Raw genomic sequence first — 17925 nt, 5'->3', positions numbered from 1 at the left:
TCGCGCGTGCGGGGCCGCTTACCCTGGAAGCCATGACCAACCCGAACGATCCCTGGGGACAGCGGCCGGAGGATGCACCGACCGAACACCTGGGTCCGCCGGGCAAGTCCGGCTATGGGGGCCCGGCGCACACCACGGCGTACCCCGACGCGTACGGCGCCGGTGCTCCGTCGGAATATCCCCCGACGGAGCAATACGGATCCTGGGGCCCACCCGCGACGAACGCGACGCGCGAGTTCCCGGCCTACGACGCCCAGTGGGCCGCCTATCCGGACACCGCCCCGGGTGCGGCGGGGCCGCCCGGCGGCGCGATGCCGCCCGCTGGGGGAGTGCCGCAGGGGCCACCACCGCAGCCGCCGCGCCGCAACACCGGTCTGTGGATCGCCCTCGGCGTCGGCGTCGTGTTGCTGATCGGTGCGATCGGGGTGGTCTCGGGCGTGCTGCTGGGCGCAAGCGATTCCGGCTCGGCCGACACCGCGGCGGCACCGACGACGCGCGTCACCACGAGACCGGCGCCGGGCACCAGGAACGCCCAGCCGACCCCCCCGAGCGGGTTGCCCAGCGTGCCCGGCCTCGGCGATGCCGACGGGCTCGGCGCGACCATGGGCACCATCACCGCCAACGACGGGGGCACCCTGACGGTGAGTTCGGTGATGGGCAACACCATCACGGTGCGCACGGACGCCAAGACGCAGGTGATCGCCTTGTCGGGCACGAAAGTATCCGATCTCGCCACCGGTGAGCTGGTGCTGATCCAGGGCGACAAGGCCGCGGACGGATCGATCCAGGCGAAGGTCATCATCGGTACCTCGCTGCCCGGCGGCGGACGATGAGCCGCGCCGGGCGCGGACCGCGCGAAGCGCCGGGGGTAATGACGGACCATGTCCGGCCGGGACCATTAGGCTAGGCGTCGATGACGGCAATGTGGTTCGGGTTGGCGGCGATCGCGCTCGTGGGTGCGATCGTGCTGCTGTATTTCGATCGGCTCCAGCGTCAGCGGACCGGTCACGCGCGACAGGTGTGGGCGAAGTCGCAGGGCTATACCTATGTGTCCGTGGAACCCGCGCTGCCGTCCACGTGGCGGCGAGGCGCGCTGACCAAACTGGGCTATCTCTCCGCGGTCGACGTGGTCTCCGGCATCCGCAAGGGCGAGAAGTTCGTGCTGTTCGACTTGGAGGACTCCGCGACCCTGGTCGCGGTCCGCCGCCAGATCGGTTCGGACATCGACGTGGACATGCGGCTGAAGACGGCCGCGCCGCCCAAGGACCACGATCTGGAACTGCTCGGCGCCATCGGTGATCGCGTGGTGTTCGCGACCAACCCCGAAATCGCCAGGCACGCGGTCGATCAGCGCATGGTCGCGTTCATCGAGAATCTTCCGGACTCCGTACAGATGCTCTGGAGCGAGGGCAACTGGACGCTGGGCATGCTGCTGGTCGGCACCACCCCGAAGGACTGGGAAGCCGCGATCGACGCGGTGCTGCGCCTGTCCGGCCTGCTGCACGTGCTGCCGCCGGTCAGCGAGCCGCACTTCGACGACGGACCCGAGCCGGTCCGATCCCGGCCTCGCGAGCGTCAGCGGGGCGAGAACGTCCGGGGCCCCGAGGACGACGCGGGCGACCGTCCACGCCCCGACGCCGAGGGCGACGAGCGGTCCGATGACGACTCCCACGCCGGCGAGCGAGCCGAGGAGCGGGGATCGGAACCGGCGCGCCGCCCGTCGCTGGCCGTCGTGCCGAACACCCGCGCCCGCGTGCGCGAGGACGAGAAACCCCGGCCACATGAGGAACGCGACGAGCGCGCCGAGGGCCGGACCGACTCCGAGTCGCGGCAGCGGCCCGCCGACCCGCCCGGTGGACCGTTCCATCCCGGCTTCCGCCCCTACCAGGGACCCGTGCCGAAGTGACCGGCCGCGCGCCCACCGCGGTCGGACGCGAGCGACTGCGATCGATCGCGCCGTCATGACCGAGCATCCCCGGCTGCCCGGCGCCACCCGCCCGGTGGCTTTGATCACCGGACCGACCTCGGGTATCGGCCGCGGTTACGCGACCCGGCTGGCCTCCCTCGGCTACGACTTGGTGCTGGCCGCCAGGGACGAGCAGCGGCTCACCGCCCTCGCGACCGAGATGGAACACCGCTTCGGTACCCGCTCGGAGCTGCTCGTCGCCGACCTGGCCGGGGCCGAGGATCGCGAGCGGGTCGCGGCGCGGCTGGCCGACGGCGTCGAATTCCTGGTGAACAACGCCGGTTTCGCGCGGTCAGGGGAGTTCTGGACATTGCCGCCCGAGCAGTTGCAGGCGCAATTGGACGTCAACGTCACCTCTGTGGTGCGGCTCACCAGGGCCGCGCTGCCGCCGATGATCGCGGCGGCCAACGGCTGTGTCGTCAACGTGGCCAGCGTGGCGGGCCTGATTCCCGGACGAGGGTCGACGTACTCGGCGTCCAAGGCATACGTCGTATCCTTCACGGAAGGGTTGGCAGGCGGATTGGCCGGGACCGGAGTCCGGGTCCAAGCCCTGTGCCCGGGATTCGTCCGCACGGAATTCCACCAGCGGGCAGGCATCGAGATGCCCTCGCTGCCGAAAGCGTTGTGGCTGAGCGTCGACCAGGTAGTCGCCGGCTCACTGCGTGATCTGGAGAAGGGCCGGGTGCTCAGCGTGCCCGGTGTGCAGTACAAAGCGCTCACCACCGTCGCCGGAATGATCCCGCGAACCCTGGGGGCCCGGCTCAATCGCGGGCTGTTCAACGCACGCGGAAGGACTTGACATGATCGACGTGATTACCAACGACAGGGACCGGCTGGCCGCGCTGGTACGCGAGCTCGCCGTCGTGCACGGCCGGGTGACCCTGTCCTCGGGCAAAGAGGCCGACTACTACGTCGACCTGCGCCGCGCGACGCTGCACCACGGCGCGGGCCCGCTGATCGGCAAGCTGCTGCGCGAACTCGTCGCGGACTGGGACTTCGACGCCGTCGGCGGCCTGACCATGGGCGCCGACCCGGTGGCGCTGGCCGTGCTGCACGCGCCCGGCCGCCCGATCGACGCCTTCGTGGTGCGCAAGGCCGCGAAGTCGCACGGCATGCAGCGCCAGATCGAAGGCCCCGATGTCGTGGGCAAGCGGGTGCTGGTCGTCGAGGACACCACCACGACCGGCAATTCGCCCCTGACCGCGGTGCGCGCGTTGCGCGCTGCGGGCGCTACCGTGGTCGGCGTCGCCACCGTCGTCGACCGGGAAACCGGCGCCGACCAGGTGATTGCCGCGGAAGGTTTGGAGTACCGGTCGATCCTCGGCTTGAAGGATCTCGCCCTGGGATAGCCTGGACGAGGTGTAAGTCTTCGAAGGTGAAGGGTCGTGTGAGTCTCCAGTGGTGAGCATTGCAGTCAACAGGAGCCGCGAGAACGTCGCCATGCTCGGAATCGGCGCTTACCGACCCAAACGCCTGGTCAGCAACGCGGAGGTCTGCGAGGTCCTGGATTCCACCGACGAGTGGATCTTCGAGCGCACCGGCGTCCGCAACCGGCGCTGGATCAGCGGTGACGAGACGCTCCGGTCGATCGCGGCGGCGGCGGGCGAGCGCGCGATCGTCAACAGCGGCGTCGACCGGTCGAAGATCGGCGCCGTGATCCTGGCCACCTCCAGCTGGCTGACCCTCACCCCGCACGGCGCCCCGCAGGTGGCCTATGACATCGGCATGAACGGCGTCCCCGCCTTCGACCTGACCTCCGGCTGCGGCGGCTTCGGATACGGCCTCGGCGTGGCCGCCGACATGATCCGATCCGGTTCCGCCGAGTACGTCCTGCTCATCGGCGCCGAGACGATGACCGTCGGACTCGACCCCACCGACCGCGGCACCGCGATGATCTTCGGTGACGGCGCGGGCGCGGTCGTGGTCGGCCCCAGCGACGAGAACGGCATCTCGCCGACCGTGTGGGGCAGCGACGGCGAGAACGCCGCCGCGATCATGCAGGACATCGATTTCCTCGAGTACATGCAGCGCGCTCAGGCCATGCAGGGGCTCGACCCGGCGGTGGATCCGGTCGGCCGGATGTCACTGCGGATGGAGGGCCCCCGCGTCTTCCGCTGGGCCGCGGTCACCCTGCCGCGTGCGCTGTCCACCGCGCTCGAGGTCTCCGGCGTGGCGAAGGAGGACATCGAGGTCTTCGTCCCGCATCAGGCCAACGCCCGGATCAACGAGCTGATGAAGAAGAATCTCGGGCTGGCCGACGAGATCCCGATGGCCAACGACATCGAGAACACCGGAAACACCTCCGCCGCGTCCATTCCGCTCGCGATCGAGGAAATGCTGGTCACCGGCAAGGCCAAGGGCGGGCAGACGGCGTTGCTGCTCGGCTTCGGCGCGGGGCTGAGTTACGCGGGACAAGTCGTCACGCTGCCGCCCGCGCCCACCGAGCCGAGCTTCTGACCATGCGGCCGTTTCGAGCCGGATATCTCGCGGCGGCGGCGCTCACGGTCTACGGCGCCGTCACCGGGCGCGAGAAGGCGCAGTGGATCGCGAAGCCGCTGCTGATGCCGCTGCTCGCGGCGGACGTGGCCACCGAAGGCAGAGAGCTGCCGTCCACCGAGCGCACGGTGCTGATCGGGTCGCTGGGCGCGGCCACGGTCGGCGACATCCTGCTGATCGATCCGGACGACGACCGCAGGCTCATCGCGGGCGCCTCGTCGTTCGCGGTGATGCAGGCCGGATACTCCACGCTGTGGTGGCGGATGGGTGGCAGGCCCACCGCCGGGGTGGCCGTACCACGGGTGGCCGCCTGGCTGGGTGCGGCCGGGTTGCTGCGGAAGAAGGCCCCTTCGGTGGCCGCGCTGCTGACCGCGTACGGCGTCACGTTGGGTACCGCGGCCGTGCTCGCGTCGGACCCGACGCTGGCGCCCGCCACGAAAAACGTTGCGGGAGTGAATATTCCCGGCACCGATCCGCGTAGCCGCCTCGGCCTCGGAGCGTTGCTGTTCACCGTCTCGGACGGGCTGATCGTGCTGCGGCGGTTGTTCGCGCGCGGCGAGCGGACTCGGCGGGTGGCCGAAGGCGTGATCCTGGCGACCTACGCGGCCGCGCAGTACCTGCTCGCCGATCCGAAAGCGCACGTGAAGCCGGTGCTCACAGCACCAGAATGATGCGATCCCGGTTCGCCGGGTCGACGCGGATCGAAAGGATCTCGCCGACCGCGAGCCGGGGTTTGTCGGCCGGGGCGGCGTCGAAAACCACAGTGCCACGGTAACTCTCGGAGCCCGGCACGGTCAGTTCCAGATCCAGTTCGGTGAGCTCCGTGTAATGGTCGGTGCGCTCGAGCGGGTGCACGCCCTCGACGGTCGCCCAGCCTTCCAGCCCGTGCCGCCACAAGCGGCGATCCGCCTTGGACGGCCGTCCGGCGAGCATCATCCCGATGCCGACGCACGAACCGAACAACCCGACCAACGCCACGATCTGATACGGCACCGTCCCCGGCGGCGTCCGATGCACCACCCAGCCCAACCACAGCGCCAGCAGGATCAGATACCCGGCGGTCACCCCGAGCACCGTGCGCAGTATCCGCTCGTGATCCATACCAGCCTCCACCCCGAGTGCCAGACCTCCAGGATAGGCCCGGAACGGGCGGTGGAAAGCGCTATCGGCCCGCTCGGCCGCTGGTCAGCGCGGGGAGGTCGATTGTGATCGGGGTTCCGGCAATGTCGACTGTCACGGTGCCGGATTGTTCGGCGACGAGTTCGTAGTTGCGGCCGATGAGGTGGTAGGCGGAAAGGCTTGTGGGTTTGTCGAGGTCGATCAGCCAGTAGTACTCGATACCCGCCTCGGCATACTCGAAGAATTTCGTCACTCGATCGGTACGTCGTGAACCGGGCGACAGAATCTCCACGGCGAGCAGCACGTCGGCCGCGTCGTAGCGCGGCAGGTTGGCCTCGATACCAGCTTCGGGTACCACGAGAATGTTCGGAACTCGGATGGTCGGCACCGAGCCTGCGTCGATCACCACTTCGGTATCACCCAGCACGCCGTGGGTGTCGGGTAGTTGCGGTTCCAACTGCGGGCCCAGCCGCAAGACAGCGCGCTGATGTTGCGACACCGGCTTCGGTGACACGACCAGAACCCCCTCGACAAGCTCGTAATTTCGGCTGCTGTCCTCCGGCAGCGCAATCCAGTCCTCCAGGGTCAGCAGATGATCAGGCCAGTTCACGTCGACGGTCATCGCTTCCTCCCCTCCCCGCACGGATACCGCGTTGGGGCCAGTCTGGCATAACGTGCCGACAAACCACAGCGCCGTCAGCCCTTGAGTCGCAATACCGCCAGGACGCGGCGGTGGTGGGTGTCGGAGGGCGGTAGGTCGAGCTTGAGGAAGATGTTGCCGATGTGCTTTTCCACCGCGCGTTCGGTGACGGTCAGCGCGGCGGCGATGGCGCTGTTGGACAGGCCTTGGGCCATCAGCTCGAGCACCTCGCGTTCGCGCGGGGTGAGGCGGGCCAGCGCATCCTGCTGACGTGAGGCGCCCATCAATTGACTCACCACCTCCGGATCGAGCGCGGTTCCTCCGGTGGCCACGCGGTGCAGCGCGTCCACGAAGTCACGGACGTCGGCGACCCGGTCCTTGAGCAGATAGCCGACGCCGCTCGCGCCACCGGCCAGCAATTCCGTGGCATAGCGGGTCTCGACCCACTGGGAGAACACCAGTACGCCGGTCATCGGGTATTTGCGGCGCAATTCGATGGCGGCCAGCAGCCCCTCGTCGGTGTAGCTGGGCGGCATCCGCACGTCCACTACGACGACATCGGGATTGTGTGTCCCGACCACGTCGGCGAGAGTGGTCGCGTCGCCGACCATGGCGACCACCTCGTGGCCGCGTTCGGTCAGCAGCCCGGCGAGCCCGTCGCGCAGGATGGCGCTGTCCTCGGCGATCACGAGGCGTAGTCCGTCACTCATCGTGACCCCGCCAGCGGCAGCAGAATCGTCACCACCGTCGGCCCACCGGCCGGGCTGTGCACGGTCAGCGTCCCGTCCACGGTGCGGGCCCGCGCCGCGAGGCCGGACAACCCACTGCCCGCGCCGAGCGCGCCGTCGACGGGCGTCATCACGCCGCCGATGCCGTTGTCCCGCACCGTTACCGCGATCGTCCCGCCGTCACCCGGCAGCGCCGAGACCCACGCGCTGGTGGCCCGCGCGTGCCGCACCACGTTCGTCAGCAATTCGGCCACCGAGAAATACGCGATCGCTTCGATGGCCGGAGTGGGCCGTTCGGGCAGACGCACCCGCAGCTCCACCGGCACCGAGCAGCGCGCAGCCAGCGTCTCCAGCGCCGGTCCGAGCCCCAATTCCAGTGCGGGTGGGTGGATTCCGCGCACCAGTTCGCGCAGTTCGGTCAGCGCCTCCTTGGAACCCGCACGCGCCTCGGCGATGAGGTCGCTGGGATCGCCGCCCGCGGCCAGCCGATCCTCCGCACGGCCCAGCGCCATCGCGATGGTGACCAGTCTGGCCTGGGTGCCGTCGTGCAGGTCGCGTTCCAGTCTGCGCAGCGTGGCCGCGGAGTCCTCGACGGCGGTCCGCCTGCTCTCCTGCAACTCGGTCACGCGGCGATCGCGAGTCGTCGCGCCGAGCAGCGCGATGGTCAACAGCCCGTGCAACCAGCAGACGCCGCGCAGCAGCCAGGGCAGCGCCAGGCAGCCGAGCACGCCCACCAGCGCGAACGCCAGCACTTTCGGCCAGCTGTCGAGGTAGAGATCGCCGAACTGGACCATCGACCGGTGTTCGACACCGTTCTGGTCGACATTCGTCGGGTGGATCAGCGCCCATGGGATCGGGGAGAGCGCGGTGAACATGGTCATCGCCACCGCGACGAGCACCAGGTAACCCACCGCGACGCCGAGCACCGCCTGCGCGAGCAAGAACAATGCCGCTCGCCATGCCGCCCGATCGGTGAAGGCGCTGCGGAAGAATCCGATCAGGCCGGACGCGGGTGCGAACGGCGGGGGCGGCGCGACGACGATGCCGAGCAGATCTTTGGCCAGGGCGCGGTAGATCCGGCCCCACAGGCGTCCGCCGAGCAGCACGCCTGCCAGCACTGGCAGGCCGATGACGGTGATCGCGAGATACAGCCCGCCGCCGAAGCCGAGGAACAGGTAGGCGACGGCCAGGCAGCCCAGCACGAAAACGGTGAGAACGTAGACGAGTTCCTTCCAGAACCGGGCGCGCACGGGTGCGAGCAGGACCGCTCGAAGGACATGCTCTTCCGGTTCCGGCGCACCGGCCGGCGCGTCGAGCACGAGGGTCGGTTCGGTGTGTGTCTCGGTCATGGAATCCATGGTGGTCGCGGCGATTCCGGGGGTCGATGGAGCCGACCGCGAAAAAGTGGTGTAGGCAGCCACACCTACTACGATCCTGCTGATGAGCTACCCGCCGCAGCCGCCGCCGTACGGCTATCCAGCCTATGGGGCCTACGGAGCACCGGACCACCCGCAATCCACCACGATCTTGATCCTGGGCATCCTGAGCCTCGTGCTGTGTCAGTTCATCGGACCTTTCGCGTGGGTGATGGGCAAGCGGGCGCTCAACGAGATCGACGCGTCCGGTGGAACCATCGGTGGCCGGGGGAATGTCAACGCGGGATACATCTGCGGCATCATCGCGACCGGGTTGCTGTGCGTGAGCCTGCTGTTCCTGCTGTTGATGTTGGTGCTCGCCCTGGTCGGCGTGTTCGCGGGGAGCTCGTCCGGCTACTGAGCCACGCGTAACGGGCGCGGTGCCCGGAATTAGCATCGTGGGGGTGAGTCACCCAGCGCCGGACGCGGCGGAGCAGGACCTACCCGGCCCGACGGAGTGGGGCGAGCACCCCAACGGCGTCGGTCCGTGGGCGAGCGAGCACGCCGAGCCGCCGCCGGATGATCCGCGCCTCGATCCCGAACTGCTGGCCGGTGGCGACCGCCGCAACGTGGTCGACGCCTACCGCTACTGGAGCCGCGAGGCCATCGTGGCCGACATCGACCGGCGCAGGCACCCGTTCCACGTCGCGATCGAGAATTTCGGGCACGACGCGAACATCGGCACGGTGGTCCGGACGGCGAACGCCTTCGCCGCCGCGGCCGTGCACATCGTCGGGCGTCGGCGCTGGAATCGCCGGGGCGCCATGGTCACCGATCGCTACCAGCACATCCGCCACCACGCCGACATCGGCGAACTGCTGGCGTTCAGCGAGCGCGCGGGCCTGACCGTGGTCGCCGTCGACAACGTGCCGGGTTCGGTGCCGCTGGAGACGGTCACGCTGCCGCGCGCGTGCCTGCTGCTGTTCGGCCAGGAAGGCCCCGGTGTCACCGACCACGCCAAGCAGGCCGCCGTGATGACGGTGTCGATCGCGCAGTTCGGCTCGACCCGCAGCATCAACGCGGGCGTGGCCGCCGGAATCGCCATGCACGCCTGGATCCGGCAACACGCCGATCCGGCGAACGCATGGTGAGCGCCGGACCCGCGCTCGATCGTCTGAGCTGGCGATCTTCGCCCCCGGAAGCCCACCGGCACGATTGCACATCGCTTTCGTAACAAATCGGGCGCATAAATGCGTTCTGGCCTGGCACCATTGACCCATGACCTCGCGGAGCGACGATATCGAGGTGCCGAGCGTGGAGCACGCCGAGACGGGCTCCGCGGCACCGCGTCCGCCGACCGGCCGGGCACCGGCGGGCCGGGAGGCCGTCGCGCCGGCGACGCTGTGGTCCGAACGGGCCGATATGGCCGAATCATCGATCATCTCCCGGCATCTGCGCGCGCTGTGGGCGCTCCCAGGCACCGAACTCGGTGTGGTCGGCTGGCCGGCGACCAAGCGCGAGCGAATCTTCGGCGCGTGGCACTACTGGTGGCAGGCGCATCTGATCGAGTGCGCCACCGACGCCGCGAACCGGGCGCCGACTCCGCTGCGCCGCAGGCGAATCGCCGCGCTGGCGCGCTCGCACCGCATCCGCAACATCACCGGCTGGACCAACCGCTACTACGACGACATGGCCTGGCTGGCCATCGCGCTGGAACGCGCCGAGCGCACCCAGGGCGCCGACGTGCGCAGTGCACTGGTCGCGCTGGAGAAGCAGCTGCACGACGGCTGGCAGCCGGAGGTCGGCGGCGGCCTGCCCTGGCGCATCGGCTCGGACTACTTCAACGCTCCCGCGAACGGTCCCGCCGCGATCGCGCTGTTGCGCCTCGGGCGCGTCCAACGCGCTCAGGAGATGTCCGACTGGCTGGACGCGACCCTGCGCGATCCGGAGACCGGGTTGATCCTGGACGGCATTCACCTACCATCCGGCGAGATCGAGCGTCCCGTGTTCAGCTACTGCCAGGGTGTGGCGCTCGGCCTGGAGACCGAGCTCGCCGTGCAGACCGGCGAGCCCAGACACACCGAACGCGTGCACCGGCTGCTGGCGGCCGTCGAGGAACACATGACCACCGACGATGTGGTCGACGGTGGTGGCGGCGGCGACGGCGGCCTGTTCAACGGCATCCTGGCCCGCTACCTGGCGCTGGTCGCGGTGATGCTGCCGGGCGAGGACGCCCAGCAGGTCGCCGACCGCCGCGCGGCCGCCGCTATCGTCACCGCGTCCGCCGAGGCGGCGTGGGCGAACCGGCTCCAAGTCGAGGGCGAGCCACTGTTCGGGCACGACTGGAGCAAGCCCGCGCGACTGCCCGGCGGCAGCGCGGGAGCTGGTTACCTCACCTCCGGTGGCTCGGTCACCTCGTCGAAAGTGCCGGGACGCGACATGTCGGTGCAGTTGTCCGGCTGGCTGCTCATGGAGGCGGCCTACCAGGTCAGCGCCGCTGGGCTGTGACCGAGGATCAGCCCTCGGGCTCCAGCACGGCGCTCTGAGCCGTTTCCAGCGCGAAGTCCTCGGCGGGCTGCGACATCTCCTGCCGGTAGTGCCGCACGCCGAGCGCCGTCCCGATGATCAGGCCCACCACCAGCGTGCCGATCACGATCGGCATCAGCCATTCCACGCGCTGCAGGAAGCTGCCCGCGTAGTAGCCGATGAGCAGCAGCACCGGCGCCCAGACGATCGCGCCGATCGTGCTGGCGACTGTGAACTTGCGGTGGTCCATCCGCGCGGCGCCCGCCACCGAGGGGCACAGGGTGCGCACCCACGGGATCCACCGGGCGACCAGCACCGCGACGAAGCCGTGCCGATGCAGCAGCTCCGCGACGCGTTGCAGGTTGCGGACGTTGATGTATCTGCCGTTCTTCCTGGCCACCAGGTGTCGTCCGGTGCGGTGCCCGATGACGTAGCCGACCTGATTGCCCGCGATGGCCGCGACCATCGCGCCCACCGACAGCGCCCAGACGTGTGTCTCACCCGAGGCGTGCGACGCCATCACGATGCCCGCGGTGATGAGCATCGAGTCACCGGGCAAGAACAGCCCGAGGATCACCGCGCACTCTAGGAAAACGAAGGTCAGCACTACCGTCCAGATGAGCGCGGGGCCCGCCGACAGCAGCGGATCGAAACTGCCCACGGCTAGGGGCGACGATTCCGTCGTCACCGGCTTCAGCGGGTGGACTCGCTGGTCGAGGCGGGCTGCTTCGCCTCGACCAGCTCTCGAGCCTGCGCATTGCGGCCGAGCAACTTCTTCGCCACCGCGCTGATGCCGGGCAGGATCGATACGAAGACGATGAGCAAGAAGATCGCCTCGACGTGGTCCCGGATGAACGCGACGTTGCCCAGGAAGTAGCCGAGCACCGTGATACCGCCGCCCCACAGCAGCGCGCCGACGATGTCGAACGCGACGAACTTGCGGTAGTCCATCTTGGAGACACCGGCCAGCACCGGCATGAAGGTGCGCACGATCGGCACGAAGCGGGCCAGGATGATCGTCTTCGGCCCGTGCTTTTCGAAGAACTCGTGCGTTTGCGTCACGTAGTGCTTCTTGAAGAAACGGGTGTCCTCTTTGTGGAACAGCGCGGGCCCGATCGCCCGGCCGATCCAATACGCGCACTGGTCTCCCGCGAACGCGACCAGGACGACGGCGGGCACCAGCACCCAGATCGACACCGGCGGGTTCGGCTGCGCGGCGAGCAGGCCGCCGGTGAACAGCAGCGAGTCGCCGGGCAGGATCGGGAACAGCAAGCCGGTCTCGATGAAGACGATGACCAGGATGGCCGGCAGCACCGCGTCCTTCAGCCACGTCTCCGTGAGCAGGTGCATCGGGTCGAGCAACTCGGTCAACGCGAGGTTACTCGTCACCGATTCTGTCGCTGCCTGCAGAATCACGTGGCCTCCTGTCCCGATACGGCTGGCCTGCATCGCTTGCCACCGCGTCGGAAGCTGCCAGCGCAAATTACCGGCCCCACAGTACCGGTTCCACCTGAAAAAGCTCGTGCTGTGCGCAAAATTACCGGTGCGTCAACTGCGCACTCCCTCCCTGCATACCAGGCGAAACACGGCTGCCTTAGGGTGAAGGCTGACAAAATAGGTCTTTGCCGCACAACACGGAGGTCTTACAGTGCCCATCGCGACTCCGGAGGTCTACGCCGAGATGCTCGGTCGGGCCAAAGCCAATTCCTTCGCATTCCCGGCCATCAACTGCACGTCGTCGGAGACGATCAACGCGGCCATCAAGGGTTTCGCGGACGCGGGCAGCGACGGCATCATCCAGTTCTCCACCGGCGGCGCGGAATTCGCCTCCGGCCAGGGTGTGAAGGACATGGTCACGGGCGCGGTGGCGCTGGCCGAGTTCGCGCACGTGGTCGCGGCCAAATACGACGTGACCATCGCGCTGCACACCGACCACTGCCCGAAGGACAAACTGGACACTTTCGTCCGTCCACTGCTGGCGATCTCCCAGGAGCGGGTCAACGCCGGCCAGAACCCGCTGTTCCAATCGCACATGTGGGACGGTTCCGCGATTCCGATCGACGAGAACCTCGAGATCGCCAAGGAGCTGTTGAAGGCCACCCACGCGGCGAACATCATTCTCGAAGTCGAGATCGGTGTCGTCGGCGGTGAGGAGGACGGCGTCGAGGCCGAGATCAACGAGAAGCTCTACACCTCGCCGGAGGACTTCCAGAAGACCATCAATGCCCTCGGCGCGGGCGAGAACGGCAAGTACCTGCTCGCGGCCACCTTCGGCAACGTGCACGGCGTGTACAAGCCGGGCAACGTGGTGCTCAAGCCCGAGGTGCTCGCCGAGGGCCAGCGCGTCGCGGCGGCCAAGCTCGGCCTCGGCGCCGACGCGCATCCGTTCGACTTCGTCTTCCACGGCGGTTCCGGCTCGCTGAAGTCCGAGATCGAGGACGCGCTGCGCTTCGGCGTAGTGAAGATGAACGTCGACACCGACACCCAGTACGCGTTCACCCGGCCGGTCGCCGGGCACATGTTCGCCAACTACGACGGCGTGCTGAAGATCGACGGCGAAGTGGGCAACAAGAAGGCCTACGACCCGCGCAGCTACCTGAAGAAGGCCGAGGCGTCGATGTCGGCGCGTGTGGTGGAGGCGTGCAACGACCTGCACTCGGCCGGACGCTCGATCAGCGCCTGACCCTGATACACCCGTCAGGGGCTTGGTGCACATGAGTTTGGATGTGCGCGTGCTCGGGCCCGTGCGGCTGCTCGTCGGTGGTGAACCGGTGGCCGTCGGCGGGCCCAAACCGCGAGCTCTGCTCGCCGCGCTCACGGTGAATCGGCGGCGCGCGGTGTCGTCGGCCGCGCTCGCCGATCTGGTGTGGAACGAGGAACCGCCCGACGCCTATGCCGCCAGCCTGCAGGTCTTCGTCTCCAACATCCGCAAGGCCCTGCGTAATTCCGGGGTGGACCCGGCGACGGTGCTGCGCACCGAGTCGTCGGGCTATCGGTTGGAGATCGACGAGACCGCGTGCGACCTGGGACGTTTCGAAGCGGCGCGGGAGGCGGGCACCCGTGCCGCCGAGGCGGGTGATCACGCCGGGGCGGCGCAGCTGTTCGGCTCCGCGCTGCGCGAGTGGAGCGGCCGGGCGCTGGCCGATCTGGCCGGATTGCAGTTCGCCGACGGGTTCGCCACCGCCATGGACGAGGAGCGGTTACTGGCCGCGGCGGCCCGGATCGACGCCGAGATCGCCTGCGGGCGAGCGTCCTCGGTGATCGGCGAGCTGGTGGCGATGACCAACGAGCACCCGTTGCGCGAACCGCTGTGGGGCCAGTTGATCACCGCGCTGTATCTGTCCGGACGGCAGGCGGACGCGCTGGAGGCATGCCGGAAGGTGCGCGGCGTGCTCGCCGACGAGCTCGGCATCGACCCGGGGCCGGTGCTGATCGACCTGGAGCAGCGCGTGCTGCGGCAGGAGCCGCTGAGCACGGTCGAACTCCGGCAGGTCGAGCGCCTGGCCGCGGCGATGACCGAGACGGTCACCGAGGTGCCGCGTGCGGTGCGCAGCGGTCAGCTGCGGATGCCGGACGGTCGGGTGGTGGCGATCGCGCAGGGCGGCCTGCGTATCGGGCGGATGACCGACAACGACTTGGTGCTGGAGGACCCGCGGGCCAGCCGCTACCACGCGCACATCATGCCTAGTCGCTCCGGTCTGCTCATCAAGGATCTGCATTCGGCCAACGGCGTCTACGTCAACGACGACGCGATCGACAGCGGCGTGCTGCTCGCCGACGGCGACCTGATCCGGATCGGCGCGACGATCCTGACCTTCCAGGCGCTGCACTAGTCGCAGGCGATCCCGTCGCCGTCCCGGTCCAGCTGGGCGTTGAAGCCGGGCTGTCCGCGGTACAGCGGCCCGGCGCCCTCGGCGCGCACTTGGTCGCAGTCGGTGTAGATCTTCGGCGACCGCTCGGCGGGTTCCTCGGGTCGCTCGCTGTCTCCCTTCGGCCCGGCCCGGTTGTGCGGGATCGGATGGTCGTCGTGCGGTCCGGCGATCGCGACGGCCGGGGGCGGGACGGCGGACGCCGCCGACGGCACGAGCGCGCACGCTCCGGCCGCCAGCAGCGCCGCCCCGATCGCGGATGCGACGCGGAGAACTGACTTGGTCACGTCTCCATCCTGCTCCAGGATCGTCCGGTGCGCCTCACTCGCAAGCGATTCCGTCGTTGTCCCGGTCCAGGTGGGGGGCGTAACCCGGCTGTCCACGCCGCAGTGGGGCCTTACCGGCGTTGCGGACCTCCGTGCAGTTCTTGTAGTAGGGACTCGGGGGCGCTTGCGGCGGCAGGTTGTTCGGCGGCGGGGGATTGTTCGGAGCCGGTGGATTGCTCGGCTGCGGCGGAGTTTGCGGCGCCGCCGGGCGTGTCGTTCTGACGGCCTTCGAAAGGCGAACGGGGTAGGGTCGTTCCGCTGGTTCGTCTTCGCAAGATTCGTGTCCGCAGTGGATTTCGAGGGGTTTGCTATGGCGATGCGAATGCTCGCAGCGGTCGGTGCGATCGTGGTCGGCGCGGGAATGCTCGTCTACGCCGACGGGCCTGCCGCCGCCGCGCCCGAAGCGGCGGGCCCTCTCGTGGGGGTGGGTCCGTGCGCGACCGACCCGGTGGCGACCCATGAGCCTTTGGTGCCGAAAACGCTGGAGGTGCCGATTCCCTATCCGGTGATCACCGTGCTCCCGCCACAGCTGCCGGAATCCGCGCCGAAGCGAACGCGGATGGAGCTCCCGCCGGATCCTTGCGCGAATCCCTGCCCGGACCTCACCGATCTGCCCGGCGCACCACCGAGTCTCGCCGGACAGCTCGGGATCCCCGAAATCCTGCTCAATCCCAAACCGTTCCACTTCGCGATCCCCGGCCCCGGCCCGGAGCCCGGCCAGGTGCCCCCGCCACCCGCGCCGGTGCGGCCGCCGGTCGAGCCCGCGGCGCAGTCACCGGCTCGCCCCGCGCCGCGGGTCGGTCCAGCTCGCGAGGTGGCGAAGCTGACCGGCGCGAACTCGGTGAACCGCACCGACAAACGCTGGCAGGTGGACGGCACCGACCTCGGCATCATGTGGGAGAGCGCACCGGGCGAGATCGCGACCGCGTTCGGCGACACCGTCGGGCGCGGCTTCCATCCGCCCGGCGGCATGGGGCTGGATTGGCGCAGCAACGTCCTCGCCTTCAGCACCGATCGCGATCTCGCCGACGGGATGACCTTCGACCGGATGGTGACCGACGACCGCTGCCACGCGGCCGAGGTGCTCTCCAGCCGCAAACTCGACAACGTCGAGGTCACCACCATTCCCACCTCGGGTTTCGCGCTGGGCGAGCGACAGTATCTGAGCTACATGTCCATTCGGACCTGGAACAGCCTGCCCGGCACGTTCTTCACCAACTACGGCGGCATCGCCTACTCCGACGATCACGGCCAGACCTGGACGAAGGACCCGCACGCGCGCTGGGACAACATCTTCGGGCTGGCGAGTTTCCAGGTGAGCGCGATGGTGCCGCACGGGGGTCACGTCTACATGTTCGGCACGCCCAATACCCGCCTCGGCGCGGTGGGCCTGGCCAGGGTGCCCGAGGACCAGCTGCTCAACACCACCGCCTACCAGTATTGGCGGGATGGCGCCTGGACTCCCGTCGGTGGTTCCGGCTCGGCCACGCCGATCGTGGACGGCCCCGTCGGTGAACTGTCGGTCCGCTACGACGCCGCCCGCGAGGTCTGGCAGATGAGCTATCTGGACACGACGAAGGCGGCGCTGGTCGTCCGCGAGGCGGACACACCGCAGGGCGTGTGGTCGGAGAGCACGCCGACGGTGTCGGCGCTGAGCTATCCGGAGCTGTACGGCGGGTTCATCCACCCGTGGTCTTCGGGCCCGGATCTCTACTTCACGATGTCGACCTGGAGTGACTACAACGTGTATCTGATGCACTCGGTTGTCGGCGAGTGAGCTGCTCGGGTCAGCGGAGCCGGACCTCGGCGAGCGCGCGACCGAACAATTTGCGTCCGTCGGAGGAGCCGCCGAGCAGGATGGTCGCGGTGCGCGCGGCGGCGTCCAGCGACTTGATCCGGCCGGTGAACTCCACCGTGCCCGCCGTGTCGGCGGGGACCGGAACGAAGCCGGAGAAGCGCACGCTGAACTTCTGGATCGCGGTGGGATCGCCCAGCCACGAGGTGAGGTAGTCACCCGCCAAGCCCATGGTCAGCATGCCGTGCGCGACCACGGTCGGCAGCCCGGCCAGCTGTGCGGCGTGGTCGCTGAAGTGGATCGGATTGGCGTCGCCGGACACGCCCGCGTAGTTCGCCAGGTCGCCGCGGGTCAGCTGGAACGCGCGGTCGGGCAGCTGATCGCCAGGAGCGAGTTCGTCGAAGGCGGGCAGCGTGTGTACGGGCGTTGACTCGTGCTCGACCGGCTCCACCAACGGGCTGACGCCGAGCGACACGAGCACCTCGTCGTGCGAGCGGTCGGCACTCGGGAGGTCGACCGGGCGCCCGTGCATCATGATGTTCTCGACGATGTCGTCGAGCGTGGCGTCGACCTCTGCTCCGCGGCGCGCGACGATCGTGGTCGACCCGACGATGGCGACCTCGCCGTGCTGGTTGCTCAGCGTGAAGCGCACCAAGATGAAGTCGTTGTCGCCGAACTGGCGGATCGATTCGATGACGATCTCGCTGCGCACCCGGTCGCCGGCCAGGAGCGGCCGGTAGATCTCGAAGACCTGATCGGTCTGCAGGAACTGGGAGAGGTCGTACTCGGTGAGCACCGTGTCGAGCAGCGCCCTGGTCCCGGTCATCCCGATCACCGAGGCGAAGGTCGGCGGCGCGATGAGCCCGGGATACCCGAGCGCGCGTGCGTCGGCTTCGTGCTGATGCGCCGCGTGGTGGTTCTGTACCGCGCGGGCGAATTCCCGGACCTTCTCCCGGCCGACCTCGTAGTGGTCACGCACCCGGAATCGCTGTCCGATCGGCGTCACCGGGACGACATCGATATCCCACCGCGCCATTGTCTGCTCCCTGCTCATGATCCGGGCCATGCTACTGCCGCACCGGACCATTGACCAGGTGAGTGTGAC

Annotated in this window: 21 protein-coding genes; 12 read left to right on the top strand and 9 right to left on the bottom strand. The window is 68.9% G+C overall.

Annotated elements, in window-relative coordinates:
• Positions 1-32 precede the first annotated feature (32 nt).
• The 6 genes from ACWEO7_RS05910 to ACWEO7_RS05885 all read left to right on the top strand — a co-directional run bounded on the left by ACWEO7_RS05910 (position 33) and on the right by ACWEO7_RS05885 (position 5133).
• Positions 33-833: a DUF5666 domain-containing protein gene (locus ACWEO7_RS05910; RefSeq protein WP_452421150.1), complete on the top strand. Its 801-nt coding sequence runs from the start codon at positions 33-35 to the stop codon at positions 831-833.
• A gap of 80 nt (positions 834-913) precedes the next feature.
• The gene (locus tag ACWEO7_RS05905; protein ID WP_452421148.1) at positions 914-1906 is read left to right on the top strand and encodes a hypothetical protein; all 993 of its coding nucleotides are present in this window, start codon (positions 914-916) and stop codon (positions 1904-1906) included.
• A gap of 55 nt (positions 1907-1961) precedes the next feature.
• Positions 1962-2765: an SDR family NAD(P)-dependent oxidoreductase gene (locus tag ACWEO7_RS05900; RefSeq protein ID WP_452421146.1), complete on the top strand. Its 804-nt coding sequence runs from the start codon at positions 1962-1964 to the stop codon at positions 2763-2765.
• Between the two features lies 1 nt (position 2766).
• Positions 2767-3315 carry an orotate phosphoribosyltransferase gene (pyrE, locus tag ACWEO7_RS05895; protein ID WP_355071509.1) on the top strand — a complete coding sequence of 183 codons (549 nt, stop codon included), beginning with the start codon at positions 2767-2769 and terminating at the stop codon, positions 3313-3315.
• A gap of 49 nt (positions 3316-3364) precedes the next feature.
• Positions 3365-4423, top strand: coding sequence for a beta-ketoacyl-ACP synthase 3 (locus ACWEO7_RS05890; protein ID WP_452421144.1), 1059 nt, complete (start codon positions 3365-3367; stop codon positions 4421-4423).
• Between the two features lie 2 nt (positions 4424-4425).
• Entirely contained in the window at positions 4426-5133 is a 708-nt protein-coding gene (locus tag ACWEO7_RS05885) for a lysoplasmalogenase family protein (protein WP_452421142.1), read from the top strand.
• Here ACWEO7_RS05885 and ACWEO7_RS05880 read toward each other — a convergent pair.
• From ACWEO7_RS05880 to ACWEO7_RS05865, 4 genes are all read right to left on the bottom strand, one after another.
• Positions 5117-5563, bottom strand: a complete 447-nt coding sequence (locus ACWEO7_RS05880; protein ID WP_452421140.1) for a hypothetical protein — start codon at positions 5561-5563, stop codon at positions 5117-5119. The genes ACWEO7_RS05885 and ACWEO7_RS05880 overlap by 17 nt on opposite strands.
• A 61-nt stretch (positions 5564-5624) precedes the next feature.
• The gene (locus tag ACWEO7_RS05875) at positions 5625-6203 is read right to left on the bottom strand and encodes a Uma2 family endonuclease (protein WP_452421138.1); all 579 of its coding nucleotides are present in this window, start codon (positions 6201-6203) and stop codon (positions 5625-5627) included.
• A 74-nt stretch (positions 6204-6277) separates the two neighbouring features.
• Positions 6278-6931 carry a response regulator transcription factor gene (locus ACWEO7_RS05870; RefSeq protein WP_355071518.1) on the bottom strand — a complete coding sequence of 218 codons (654 nt, stop codon included), beginning with the start codon at positions 6929-6931 and terminating at the stop codon, positions 6278-6280.
• Positions 6928-8298, bottom strand: coding sequence for a sensor histidine kinase (locus ACWEO7_RS05865; protein ID WP_452421136.1), 1371 nt, complete (start codon positions 8296-8298; stop codon positions 6928-6930). The genes ACWEO7_RS05870 and ACWEO7_RS05865 overlap by 4 nt, the downstream gene beginning before the upstream one ends.
• Positions 8299-8389: 91 nt before the next feature.
• On the opposite strand from ACWEO7_RS05865, the gene ACWEO7_RS05860 reads away from it, so the two are divergent.
• The 3 genes from ACWEO7_RS05860 (at position 8390) to ACWEO7_RS05850 (ending at position 10812) form a co-directional block, all read left to right on the top strand.
• Positions 8390-8725: a DUF4190 domain-containing protein gene (locus ACWEO7_RS05860; RefSeq protein ID WP_356962841.1), complete on the top strand. Its 336-nt coding sequence runs from the start codon at positions 8390-8392 to the stop codon at positions 8723-8725.
• A gap of 43 nt (positions 8726-8768) precedes the next feature.
• Positions 8769-9455, top strand: coding sequence for a TrmH family RNA methyltransferase (locus ACWEO7_RS05855; protein WP_450015308.1), 687 nt, complete (start codon positions 8769-8771; stop codon positions 9453-9455).
• A gap of 271 nt (positions 9456-9726) precedes the next feature.
• Positions 9727-10812 (top strand): glycoside hydrolase family 76 protein, encoded by a 1086-nt coding sequence (locus ACWEO7_RS05850; RefSeq protein WP_452421261.1) that lies wholly within the window; start codon positions 9727-9729, stop codon positions 10810-10812.
• 7 nt (positions 10813-10819) lie between these two features.
• Here ACWEO7_RS05850 and ACWEO7_RS05845 read toward each other — a convergent pair whose 3' ends face one another.
• Positions 10820-11518, bottom strand: coding sequence for a DedA family protein (locus ACWEO7_RS05845; protein WP_452421135.1), 699 nt, complete (start codon positions 11516-11518; stop codon positions 10820-10822).
• Positions 11519-11523: 5 nt separating this feature from the next.
• Entirely contained in the window at positions 11524-12180 is a 657-nt protein-coding gene (locus tag ACWEO7_RS05840; RefSeq protein WP_452421259.1) for a DedA family protein, read from the bottom strand.
• Positions 12181-12478: 298 nt separating this feature from the next.
• Between ACWEO7_RS05840 and fbaA the strand changes: the two genes are divergently transcribed.
• A complete protein-coding gene (fbaA, locus tag ACWEO7_RS05835) occupies positions 12479-13513 on the top strand; it encodes a class II fructose-bisphosphate aldolase (RefSeq protein ID WP_450015312.1) in 1035 nt (344 codons plus the stop codon).
• A gap of 31 nt (positions 13514-13544) precedes the next feature.
• Positions 13545-14663 (top strand): BTAD domain-containing putative transcriptional regulator, encoded by a 1119-nt coding sequence (locus tag ACWEO7_RS05830; RefSeq protein WP_452421133.1) that lies wholly within the window; start codon positions 13545-13547, stop codon positions 14661-14663.
• On the opposite strand, the gene ACWEO7_RS05825 is transcribed toward ACWEO7_RS05830, so the two are convergent.
• Positions 14660-14986 carry an excalibur calcium-binding domain-containing protein gene (locus ACWEO7_RS05825; protein WP_452421131.1) on the bottom strand — a complete coding sequence of 109 codons (327 nt, stop codon included), beginning with the start codon at positions 14984-14986 and terminating at the stop codon, positions 14660-14662. The two genes, ACWEO7_RS05830 and ACWEO7_RS05825, sit on opposite strands and share 4 nt — an antisense overlap.
• Positions 14987-15020: 34 nt before the next feature.
• Complete coding sequence (locus tag ACWEO7_RS05820) at positions 15021-15161, bottom strand: excalibur calcium-binding domain-containing protein (protein WP_452421257.1); 141 nt, start codon at positions 15159-15161, stop codon at positions 15021-15023.
• A 174-nt stretch (positions 15162-15335) separates the two neighbouring features.
• Between ACWEO7_RS05820 and ACWEO7_RS05815 the strand changes: the two genes are divergently transcribed.
• On the top strand, positions 15336-16802 hold the full coding sequence (locus ACWEO7_RS05815) for a DUF4185 domain-containing protein (protein ID WP_452421129.1): 1467 nt from the start codon (positions 15336-15338) through the stop codon (positions 16800-16802).
• A 10-nt stretch (positions 16803-16812) separates the two neighbouring features.
• Here the strand turns inward: ACWEO7_RS05815 and ACWEO7_RS05810 are convergent, their stop codons facing one another.
• Positions 16813-17874, bottom strand: a complete 1062-nt coding sequence (locus ACWEO7_RS05810) for a fused (3R)-hydroxyacyl-ACP dehydratase subunits HadA/HadB (protein ID WP_452421128.1) — start codon at positions 17872-17874, stop codon at positions 16813-16815.
• Positions 17875-17925 lie beyond the last annotated feature (51 nt).

The sequence above is a fragment of the Nocardia sp. NPDC004260 genome, from assembly GCF_053603155.1.
This window is presented reverse-complemented; position numbering and strand designations above follow the sequence as displayed.

Bases quoted from the DNA above. Each gene is read 5' to 3' on its own strand.
- ACWEO7_RS05860 (WP_356962841.1), top strand. From the start codon at position 8,390: ATGAGCTACCCGCCGCAGCCGCCGCCGTACGGCTATCCAGCCTATGGG.
- ACWEO7_RS05870 (WP_355071518.1), bottom strand. From the start codon at position 6,931: ATGAGTGACGGACTACGCCTCGTGATCGCCGAGGACAGCGCCATCCTG.
- ACWEO7_RS05840 (WP_452421259.1), bottom strand. From the start codon at position 12,180: ATGCACCTGCTCACGGAGACGTGGCTGAAGGACGCGGTGCTGCCGGCC.
- ACWEO7_RS05875 (WP_452421138.1), bottom strand. From the start codon at position 6,203: ATGACCGTCGACGTGAACTGGCCTGATCATCTGCTGACCCTGGAGGAC.
- ACWEO7_RS05810 (WP_452421128.1), bottom strand. From the start codon at position 17,874: ATGAGCAGGGAGCAGACAATGGCGCGGTGGGATATCGATGTCGTCCCG.
- ACWEO7_RS05900 (WP_452421146.1), top strand. From the start codon at position 1,962: ATGACCGAGCATCCCCGGCTGCCCGGCGCCACCCGCCCGGTGGCTTTG.
- ACWEO7_RS05910 (WP_452421150.1), top strand. From the start codon at position 33: ATGACCAACCCGAACGATCCCTGGGGACAGCGGCCGGAGGATGCACCG.
- ACWEO7_RS05880 (WP_452421140.1), bottom strand. From the start codon at position 5,563: ATGGATCACGAGCGGATACTGCGCACGGTGCTCGGGGTGACCGCCGGG.
- ACWEO7_RS05815 (WP_452421129.1), top strand. From the start codon at position 15,336: ATGGCGATGCGAATGCTCGCAGCGGTCGGTGCGATCGTGGTCGGCGCG.
- ACWEO7_RS05865 (WP_452421136.1), bottom strand. From the start codon at position 8,298: ATGACCGAGACACACACCGAACCGACCCTCGTGCTCGACGCGCCGGCC.
- ACWEO7_RS05850 (WP_452421261.1), top strand. From the start codon at position 9,727: ATGGCCGAATCATCGATCATCTCCCGGCATCTGCGCGCGCTGTGGGCG.
- ACWEO7_RS05830 (WP_452421133.1), top strand. From the start codon at position 13,545: ATGAGTTTGGATGTGCGCGTGCTCGGGCCCGTGCGGCTGCTCGTCGGT.
- ACWEO7_RS05905 (WP_452421148.1), top strand. From the start codon at position 914: ATGACGGCAATGTGGTTCGGGTTGGCGGCGATCGCGCTCGTGGGTGCG.
- ACWEO7_RS05885 (WP_452421142.1), top strand. From the start codon at position 4,426: ATGCGGCCGTTTCGAGCCGGATATCTCGCGGCGGCGGCGCTCACGGTC.
- pyrE (WP_355071509.1), top strand. From the start codon at position 2,767: ATGATCGACGTGATTACCAACGACAGGGACCGGCTGGCCGCGCTGGTA.